The 2,197-nt window shown below is 68.5% G+C and carries 3 protein-coding genes; 1 reads left to right on the plus strand and 2 read right to left on the minus strand.

What is annotated here, in order from left to right; translation table 11 throughout:
- Positions 1-655, plus strand: a 655-nt coding sequence (locus ACFE99_RS17025; RefSeq protein WP_375487318.1) for an SDR family NAD(P)-dependent oxidoreductase, incomplete at its 5' end; no start/stop codon positions are given.
- Here the strand turns inward: ACFE99_RS17025 and ACFE99_RS17030 are convergent.
- Together ACFE99_RS17030 and ACFE99_RS17035 are read right to left on the minus strand one after the other, a co-directional pair.
- On the minus strand, positions 636-1,433 hold the full coding sequence (locus ACFE99_RS17030) for a dienelactone hydrolase family protein (protein WP_375487320.1): 798 nt from the start codon (positions 1,431-1,433) through the stop codon (positions 636-638). The genes ACFE99_RS17025 and ACFE99_RS17030 overlap by 20 nt on opposite strands.
- 12 nt (positions 1,434-1,445) lie before the next feature.
- Positions 1,446-2,105 (minus strand): DUF4245 domain-containing protein, encoded by a 660-nt coding sequence (locus tag ACFE99_RS17035; protein WP_375487328.1) that lies wholly within the window; start codon positions 2,103-2,105, stop codon positions 1,446-1,448.
- Positions 2,106-2,197: the final 92 nt, after the last annotated feature.

Here is a 2,197-nt window from a genome sequence, read left to right on the forward strand (position 1 = left end):
CGACGTCACCGACGCGGCCGCGGTGCAGGGCGTCGTCGACGACGTGGTGGCCCGCGCCGGCCACCTCGATTTGATGTTCAACAACGCCGGCATCGCCTGGGGCGGCGACACCGAACTACTGACGCTGCAGCAGTGGAACGCGATCATCGACGTCAACATCCGTGGCGTGGTGCATGGTGTGGCCGCCGCCTATCCGGTGATGCTGCGCCAGGGGCATGGCCATATCGTCAATACCGCGTCGATGGCCGGGCTGACCGCGGCTGGACAGATCACCAGCTACGTGATGACCAAGCACGCCATTGTCGGGCTGTCGCTGGCGTTGCGCTCCGAGGCCGTCTCGCGCGGGGTGGGCGTGCTGGCCATCTGCCCGGCCGCCGTGGAGACGCCCATCCTGGACAAGGGCGCGGTCGGCGGGTTCGTGGGCCGCGACTACTACCTGGGCGGCCAGGGCATGAAGACCGCCTACGACCCCGACCGGCTGGCCCGGGACACGTTGCGGGCGATCCAGCGCAATAAGGCGCTGCTGGTCGTGCCCAAACGCGCGCACGCCGCGTGGCTATTGGGCCGCCTGGCACCCGGTCTGCTGCAACGGATGTCGATCGGGTTCGTCGAGCGCCAGCGCGCCCGGCAGGCCGCTAGGTCAACCGCTGGGTGAGGAACTCGACGACCCGCTTGCGGGCCTCGTAGGCCGGGTGGCCGTCGGTCTCGCGGACCTCGTCGGTCAGCACCGAATGCGCCATCCGGGTAAAGCCGTATTCGTTGCCCGGGCCCGAGTCGATTTCGATCACCTCGAATGCGTCGCCGAGCTTGTCCTTGAGTGTTTGGAACCGCTCGCGCGGTGACAGCTTGTCCTCGCTGAACCGTAATCCCATGGCGCACAAGCCGTCATTGGCGGCACGCTCAGCTACGACGTTCAGTTCGTGTTCGCTCACCCCGGGGTCGCGCCGCTGCGCGCGAGTGATCGGAATCGGCAGCGACGGCTGGCTGAGCACCGGCGCCAGCACGCTGTCGTCGACCGCGGCAGCCAGCGCGAAGCCGCCGGTGAAGCACTGGCCGATCACCCCGACGCCCTTGCCTGGCGTGACCGCATTGAGGTCGCGGGCCAGCGCCCGCAGGAATACCGCCACCGGCCGTTGCTTGTGGGTCGCAAACGCCGCGAATTCCCTTGCCACGCAGGCACGGGCCATCGTCGGAAGCGCGTAGGCGACCGACAGCGGCCGCCCCGGTGTGCCGAACAACGACGGGATCGCCACGCTGAAGTTGTTGTCCACCAGATGATTTCCCAATGCCAGAACGCCGGGATGGATGCCGGGGATCTCGGGAATCAGCACCACACCGGGGCCCTCGCCCTTGCGGTAGACGTCGTGGGTGTAGCCGCCGCCGGTGAACGGGGTTGCCGACCACCCGGTGAGGTCGGCTTCGGGTGCGGTCATCGACGGGTCCTTCTATCGGCTCGCGGGCAGCGGCGGTTGGGATTGGGTGGCCGCTGCCAGCGTACGGAACTGGTCGGTGCTTCCGGCGCCGGTTATCGCGATCTGGGTGCCGCCGGGCGCGCCGCCCAACCGGGTGGTCCACACCGGCTCGGTGGCTCCTCCTTGATCGCTGCCCTGGTAGACGATCCAGCGAGTGCCGTCGACGTCGACGGTGCCGGTCGGGTACATCGACGAGTGGATGGAGCGGACCAGCTTGTCCTCGTCGGCGTCGCTTTGGGTCAGACCCAGGTACATCCCGGTCGGGCTGATGTATCCGACGGTCGAGGTGGCCGCGTTAAGCCGCTGACCGTTGGCGGGGTCGGTTCGCCCGTTCTCGATGCCGCCGCGGCTACCGGAGTTCGACTGCCAGCCCTGCGGCAACCGCGGCAGCCGGATCGGGAAACCGAGCGTCTGGGCGTCGGCCCGAAGCGCGCTGGCGGCGTCGTAGGACGGGATGGTTCCGGTGTTCGTGCCGCTGGGCGCAAACGAACACATCCCGACCAAGCCCGCCAACAGGATGCACGCCACCGCCAACGGGGCGATCGACCAGAACATGTCGCGCCCATCCTGCAGCAGCCGTGGCTTGGCCGTCTTGGGCGCCGGCGCCGGCTGCTGCGTGGTCACGAAATCCAGTATCCCAGCTCCCGACGGCCGACCTGCTTCTGGGAGAATCGGACCTATGAGCCCGCAAGCCGACCGCGCCGTTGCTTCCTCGTCGCGGACGT

The organism is uncultured Mycobacterium sp. (assembly GCF_964249325.1).
In the GTDB taxonomy this organism is placed as follows: domain Bacteria; phylum Actinomycetota; class Actinomycetes; order Mycobacteriales; family Mycobacteriaceae; genus Mycobacterium.

What these genes read in the sequence shown, in the direction of transcription:
- ACFE99_RS17030 (WP_375487320.1), bottom strand. Translation starts at nt 1,433, where the DNA reads ATGACCGCACCCGAAGCCGACCTCACCGGGTGGTCGGCAACCCCGTTC.